General features: G+C 66.0%; 5 protein-coding genes. 2 read left to right on the forward strand and 3 right to left on the reverse strand.

What is annotated here, in order from left to right; translation table 11 throughout:
• Both clpB and ACLP25_RS28815 read right to left on the reverse strand, forming a co-directional pair.
• Positions 1-2,175 (reverse strand): ATP-dependent chaperone ClpB (gene clpB / locus ACLP25_RS28810; protein WP_442472522.1); only part of this gene is annotated, 2,175 nt, incomplete at its 3' end.
• A 146-nt stretch (positions 2,176-2,321) separates the two neighbouring features.
• The gene (locus tag ACLP25_RS28815; protein ID WP_442472523.1) at positions 2,322-2,546 is read right to left on the reverse strand and encodes a DUF6489 family protein; all 225 of its coding nucleotides are present in this window, start codon (positions 2,544-2,546) and stop codon (positions 2,322-2,324) included.
• Positions 2,547-3,113: 567 nt separating this feature from the next.
• On the opposite strand from ACLP25_RS28815, the gene ACLP25_RS28820 reads away from it, so the two are divergent.
• Together ACLP25_RS28820 and glpK are read left to right on the forward strand one after the other, a co-directional pair.
• Positions 3,114-3,710, forward strand: coding sequence for a TetR/AcrR family transcriptional regulator (locus ACLP25_RS28820; RefSeq protein WP_442472524.1), 597 nt, complete (start codon positions 3,114-3,116; stop codon positions 3,708-3,710).
• A 146-nt stretch (positions 3,711-3,856) separates the two neighbouring features.
• Positions 3,857-5,335 (forward strand): glycerol kinase GlpK, encoded by a 1,479-nt coding sequence (glpK, locus tag ACLP25_RS28825; protein WP_442472525.1) that lies wholly within the window; start codon positions 3,857-3,859, stop codon positions 5,333-5,335.
• Between the two features lie 31 nt (positions 5,336-5,366).
• Here the strand turns inward: glpK and ACLP25_RS28830 are convergent, their stop codons facing one another.
• A complete protein-coding gene (locus ACLP25_RS28830) occupies positions 5,367-6,551 on the reverse strand; it encodes an ABC transporter permease (RefSeq protein WP_442472526.1) in 1,185 nt (394 codons plus the stop codon).
• Between the last annotated feature and the right edge of the window lie 170 nt (positions 6,552-6,721).

The raw sequence follows: 6,721 nt of genomic DNA on the forward strand, positions 1-6,721 counted from the left end.
GTACTCGGAGCCGAGGTTCGAGGTCATCACGATCAGCACATTGCGGAAGTCGACCGTGCGGCCCTGACCATCGGTCAGCCGGCCGTCGTCGAGCACCTGCAACAGGATGTTGAACACGTCCGGATGCGCCTTCTCGATCTCGTCGAACAGCACGACCTGATATGGCCGGCGGCGGACAGCCTCGGTCAGCGCCCCTCCCTCCTCATAACCGACATAGCCCGGAGGCGCGCCGATGAGCCGCGCGACGGAGTGTTTCTCCATGTATTCCGACATGTCGATCCGCACCATCGCAGTCTCGTCGTCGAACAGGAACGAAGCGAGCGCCTTGGTGAGCTCCGTCTTGCCGACGCCGGTGGGGCCGAGGAACATGAACGAGCCGATCGGCCGGTTCGGGTCCTGGAGGCCCGCGCGGGCGCGCCGCACCGCGGTCGACACCGCGACCACCGCCTCTTTCTGGCCGACGACCCGGCGCGCGATCTCCACCTCCATCTTGAGAAGCTTGTCGCGCTCGCCCTCCAGCATCTTGTCGACCGGCACGCCGGTCCAGCGGGACACGACCTGGGCGACGTGATTGGCGGTCACCGCCTCGTCGACCAGCGCGCCGGCCTCGCTCTGTTTCTCCGCTTCGGCGAGCCGCTTCTCAAGATCCGGAATCGTGCCGTAGGCGAGTTTGCCCGCCTCCGCGTAGTCGCCTTTGCGCTGCGCCTGTGCGAGCGCGTTGCGGGCGGCGTCAAGATCTTCCTTGAGCTTCTGAGCAACGCCGATCTTGTCCTTCTCCGCGCGCCAGCGCGCCGTCAGGGCGTCGGACTTCTCCTGAAGGTCGGCGAGTTCGGCCTGGAGCTTCTTCAAGCGATCCTTGGAGGCGGCGTCCGTTTCCTTCTTCAGCGCCTCCTGCTCGATCTTGAGTTGCATGATGCGCCGGTCGAGTTCGTCCAACTCTTCGGGCTTGGAGTCGACCTGCATGCGCTGCCGCGACCCGGCCTCGTCGATGAGGTCGATAGCCTTGTCGGGAAGGAAGCGGTCGGCGATGTAGCGGTCCGACAAGGTCGCGGCGGCGATGATCGCCGAATCCGTGATGCGGACGCCGTGATGCGCCTCGTACTTCTCCTTCAAGCCCCGCAGGATCGAGATGGTGTCCTCGACCGTCGGCTGGGACACGAACACCGGCTGGAAGCGCCGCGCGAGCGCCGCGTCCTTTTCAACGTGCTTGCGGTATTCGTCGAGCGTGGTCGCGCCGACGCAGTGCAGCTCGCCGCGCGCCAGAGCGGGCTTAAGCAGATTCGACGCGTCCATGGCGCCTTCTGCCTTGCCCGCGCCGACGAGGGTGTGCATCTCGTCGATGAACAGGATCACGCCGCCTTGGGCGGCGATCACCTCGTTCAGCACCGCCTTCAGCCGCTCCTCGAATTCGCCGCGATATTTCGCGCCGGCGATGAGCGCGCCCATGTCGAGCGACAGGAGCTTCTTGTCGCGCAGCGACTCCGGCACGTCGCCGTTGACGATGCGCAGCGCCAGGCCCTCGACGATCGCCGTCTTGCCGACGCCCGGCTCGCCGATGAGGACCGGATTGTTCTTGGTGCGGCGGGAAAGGACCTGGATCGTGCGGCGGATCTCCTCGTCGCGGCCAATCACCGGATCGAGCTTGCCCGTGCGCGCAGCCTCGGTGAGGTCGCGGGTGTATTTCTTCAGCGCGTCATAAGCGTTCTCGGCGCTCGCCGAGTCCGCCGTGCGGCCCTTGCGGATGTCGTTGATGGCGGCGTTGAGCGTCTGCGGCGTGACGCCGCAATTCGCAAGGATCTTGCCGGCTTCGGCGCCCTTCTCCATCGCCAGCGCCACAAGAAGACGCTCGACGGTGACGAACGAGTCGCCCGCCTTCTCCGCGATCTTCTCGGCGTTGTCGAAGACGCGCGCGGTCGTCGGTGCCATGTAGAGCTGGCCCGCGCCGGCCCCCTGCACCTTCGGCAGCTTGGAGAGCGCGAGTTCGACCTGCTGCAGCGCCTGGCGCGAATTGCCGCCCGCCTTGTCGATGAGCCCCGCGCACAGACCCTCCTCGTCGTCGAGCAGGACCTTGAGGATATGTTCGGGAGTGAACTGCTGATGGCCTTCGCGAAGCGCCAACGCCTGCGCCGACTGGACGAAACCGCGCGCCCTTTCGGTATATTTTTCGAGATTCATGGCTTACCCTTCTGGCGACGCCCGCGACCCGTAGCGACGATGGACGACCCGGCATTGGATTTGCCGCCCGACGGCGGCCTAGAGCCAGATGTAGGAAACGCCCCCGCGCGGCGGAAGGGCTTTCCTGCCCGAATTGGGCCTCCCGCTCAGGATGTCGCCCGCTTCAGGAACTCCTGAAGCCATTCGGCGTTCATGCCCGCGATCGGCAGCCAGGCCTTGAACAGCGATTCCGGGGAAAAGCGCTCAAGCTCGACCATCATGCGTTTCTCGACCTCCGCCATCGCGGCCTTCTGCATCGGCTCGACGTCGGGAAGCCCCATGAATTGGCGCGCCTCGAGAGGCGTGCAATCGACATTGACGGTGATCTTCATCGGAGAACAGAACTCCCTTCCTGGTCCGCCGACGCCCATGCCACCGGCGCAGCGGACAACTCTGCATTTGAACGTTTCGTCGCTTATACGCGCGCCATTCCGGTTGCGACAGCGGGCCGCCGGCCCGACGGCGGTCGACGTGAACGGCGCGGGGTCCCTCGCCGGGTCCGCGGGCGCGCCTTTTCCTCTCGATCACAATTTTTCCATGAGGATGAGGTCGAGACGTTTTCCGAAGTGTACATAGTTCACAAGCCGGAGCGATCCGACCTCGCCTCAACCGAAGGACTGATGGGACCTCGATCATGGATAAAATTTAATCTGATCGTAAGGAGGTTAACCGCATGGGTCGGGTTATGGTAGTCTGTGAACATATATTAATGTCCTGCGCGTCTCGCTAGGCCGGCAAGAGCGGTCCGGTTCGACGCGTTGCTTAACCAGACGCCCATTCGCCGCCGCTTTATTTTTAGTTTTCGCTTTTGCGGCACGGAGGGTGGTTCGGGTTGCGAACCTCTCGAGAGTTCGTGGCGAAGGCCGCGGGCGAGAGCAGCGACATAAGAAGGGATGAAAATGGACGATACGCCTGCCCCGAGGCCCTACCGGCACGGAAATCTGCCGAACGCGATGAGGGCCGCCGCACGCGCAATCCTTGACGAAGCCGGTCCCGAGGGCGTCGGGTTGCGCGAGACCGCCCGCCGGGTCGGCGTCTCCGCGACTGCCGCTTACCGGCACTTCGACAGCAAGGAGGATCTTCTCGCCTCCGTGGCGGCCGAAGGCTTCCGGGAGCTTTACGCTGCAATGAAGGCGGTGGGAGACCGCCGCGATCCCCTGATCGGGGTCAGCCTCGCGTATGTCGAGTTTGCCCTGCAGAAGCGGGGCCTGTTCCGCCTGATGTTCGGTCCGCTCCTGGTCGAGCGCGCAAAGTACCCCACGCTGAATGAAGCGGTGAACGAAGCTTTCGGTTTCCTTCATCAGGTCGTTACCGGCGCGGGGGACCGGCCGCAAGGAGAGGATCCGTCGACCATGGCGGCCTGGGGTCTTGTGCACGGCCTCAGCACGCTGTTCATCGACGGACTCGTCCCCGAGAACCAGGCTCGTATGATGGCGGAGCAGATACTCGTTCGCTCGGGCCCCTCCAAGGCGTCGGCCGCGCCGACCGTCCAATAGCGGCGGCGCCGGGGCCCAGCGCTCGAATAGGTTGACGCTCTTCGACGCTGCGAGCCCGTTTTCATGGTCTTTTCCCATACCGGTCGGAAGCGTCCGGCGCGAGAGCTTGGGCAGGCGATTCGCGTCGCGTCGGCGGGGAGCCGGGCGTGAAACCGACGGTGCTCGTCGTCGATCAGGGGACCACGTCGACCCGGTCGATCGTCTTCGACGCCGAAGGTGCGCCGGTTTCCTTCGCGAAGCAGGAGATCCCGCAGATCTTCCCGCAGCCGGGCTGGGTCGAGCACGATCCGGAGTCCCTGTGGCGAAGCGCGCTCGACACCGCGCGTGAGGCGGTTCGTCGCGCCGCCCGCGAACCGTCCGCGCTCGCTGCGATCGGCATCGCGAATCAGCGCGAGACGACCCTTGTTTGGGAGCGGTCGACCGGCAAGCCGATCGCCAACGCGATCGTCTGGCAGGACCGGCGCACCGCCGAGGCCTGCGCGGCGCTGAGGGCGCAGGGCTGCGAGACACAAGCCGCCGAGACGACGGGCCTCGTGCTCGACCCCTATTTCTCCGCGACCAAGATCGCCTGGCTGCTCGACAAGGTTCCCGGCGCCCGCGAGGCGGCCGAGCGCGGCGAACTCGCGTTCGGCACGGTCGACAGCTATCTGCTCTGGCGCCTGACGGACGGCGCGGTTCACGCGACCGACGCGACCAACGCCTCCCGCACCCTGCTCTACGACATCCGCAAAGGCGCCTGGGACGAGGACATGCTGCGGCTGTTCCGCGTCCCGGGGTCGATTCTGCCTCGGGTTCTCGATACGGCCGGCGAGTTCGGGACTTCCGCCCCCGGGCATTTCGGCGCCCCGGCGCCGATCCGGGCGCGCGTGGGCGATCAGCAGAGCGCGCTGATCGGCCAGGCCTGCGTCGCGCCCGGCATGGTCAAGGCAACCTACGGCACCGGCGGCTTCCTGCTTCTCAATACCGGCGCGACGGCGACGCCCTCCCGCAACCGCCTCCTGACCACCGTCGCCTATCAATGGAAGGGCGAACGCGCCTACGCGCTCGAAGGCGCGATTTTTTCCGCCGGCGCGACGGTGCAGTGGCTGCGCGACGGCCTCGGGATCATCGCCGCAGCGTCGGACTGCGACGGGCTCGCCTCGGCCTCCGACCCGGAGCAGGGCGTCTATTGCGTCCCGGCCTTCGCCGGGCTCGGCGCGCCCTACTGGAATTCCGAGGCGCGCGCGCTGATCTGCGGCGTCACGCGCGGCGCGACACGCAGAGAGATCGTCCGCGCCGTGCTGGAGAGCGTGGGCTACCAGACCCGCGACCTCGTCGAGGCGATGGAGGCCGATTCGGGACGGCCGATCGACGTCGTGCGCGTCGACGGCGGCATGGCGGCGAGCGACTGGACCATGCAGTTTCTCGCCGATGCGCTCGGCGTGCCGGTCGATCGCCCGATCGATCTCGAATCAACCGCGCAGGGGGCGGCTTTCGCGGCCGGGTGGCAGGCCGGACTCTATCCGGGCCCCGAATCCTTCGCCGAGAAACGCCGCCGCGACCGCCTGTTTCTGCCGCGGATGGAGGCGGAGAAGCGCAGTCGGCTCTACGCCGGCTGGCGCGACGCGGTGAAGCGGGCGCTATAAGGACCGCGGGCTTAGCCCGCGCCGACTCGCGTCAGCCTCCGAAGATGACGCGCCGGAACCGCGCCTGGGCGACGGCGTAGTAGACCGCGCCGATGACGGCCATGGCCGCAAGCTCGCGCCAGACGAGCGTGATGTCGGCGCCGCGGAACAGCACGGCTTGCGCGAAGGAGACGAAATGCGGCGTGGGGCTGACGGTCTGGACGGTATATTGCAGCCAGACGGGCATGCTCTCCATCGGCGTGCTGCTGCCGGACAAGAGCTGCGTCACCATCAGCACCGGGATGGCGAGCAGGCCGAACTGGCCCATGGTGGTGGCCAGCGTTCCGAGCATGATGCCGAGCGCCGCCACCACCAGCGCATAGATCGCCGCCCCGGCAATGAACAGGAGGAGCGAGCCGTTGATCGGCGCGCCGATCCACCAGTGGACGACGAATTGCAGCGATAGCGTCGCCGCCACGAGGATGACGAGACCGTTGGCGATCATCTTCGCCACCATGATCTCCGGCGCCACGATCGGCATGACGAGCAGATGCTCGACCGTGCCTTGTTCCCGTTCGCGAATGAGCGCCGCGCCGGTCAGGATGACGGTCAGCATGGTGATCTGGTTGATGACCTGCGTCATTGCCGAGAACCAGGCGGTCTTGAGGTTTGGATTGAACGCCGCACGCACGACGAGATTGACCGGCGCGGCGGTCGAATCGTCCTTGCCCGAGATGAACCGCCGGATTTCGTTGGCGATGGCGGTGCGCAAATAGCTCGCGCCGTTGCCGGCCTGGGCGACCGCGGTCGCATCGACGTTGACCTGAACGCCGGTCTTGCGCTGCGCACGCACGTCCGCCTCGAAATTCGGCGGGATCTCGACGACGAACAGGAGCTTGCCCTTGTCCATCATGGGGTCGATGTCGGAGGCCGTGATCTGCACGGGAGGCTGGAACGTCGGAAGCTTCAGCGACTCGGCGATCTGGCGCGAAAGGGCGGAGCCGTCCTCGTCGACGATGCCGACGGACAGGTTCGACGCTTCCGTAACGGCGCCGGTCGCGACCGTATTGACCGAGATCGAGAACGAATAAATCACCAGGACCAGCATGACCGGGTCGGCCCGGATGCTCCTGAGCTCCTTGATGATCAGATGGTAGACGTTCTTGACGTGATCGACAAAGGTCAGGGGCCTGCTTTCGGCGAGTTTCGGCGTCGCACGCGATGCAACGTTGGACATCTCACGCCTCCCGCTTGCGAAGCAAGAGCAGCGACAAGCATAAGAACACGAGCGCGATGACCGCGAGCGCCGCGATGCTGCGCCAGAGATCGGCGAAACCGAGCGCCTTGGCGAACACGCCGACGGAAATCTGCTGGTACCAGGACGAGGGGAAGGCGAGGCCGATGACC

It is taken from the genome of Roseiarcus sp., from assembly GCF_052145395.1.
GTDB lineage: Bacteria > Pseudomonadota > Alphaproteobacteria > Rhizobiales > Beijerinckiaceae > Roseiarcus.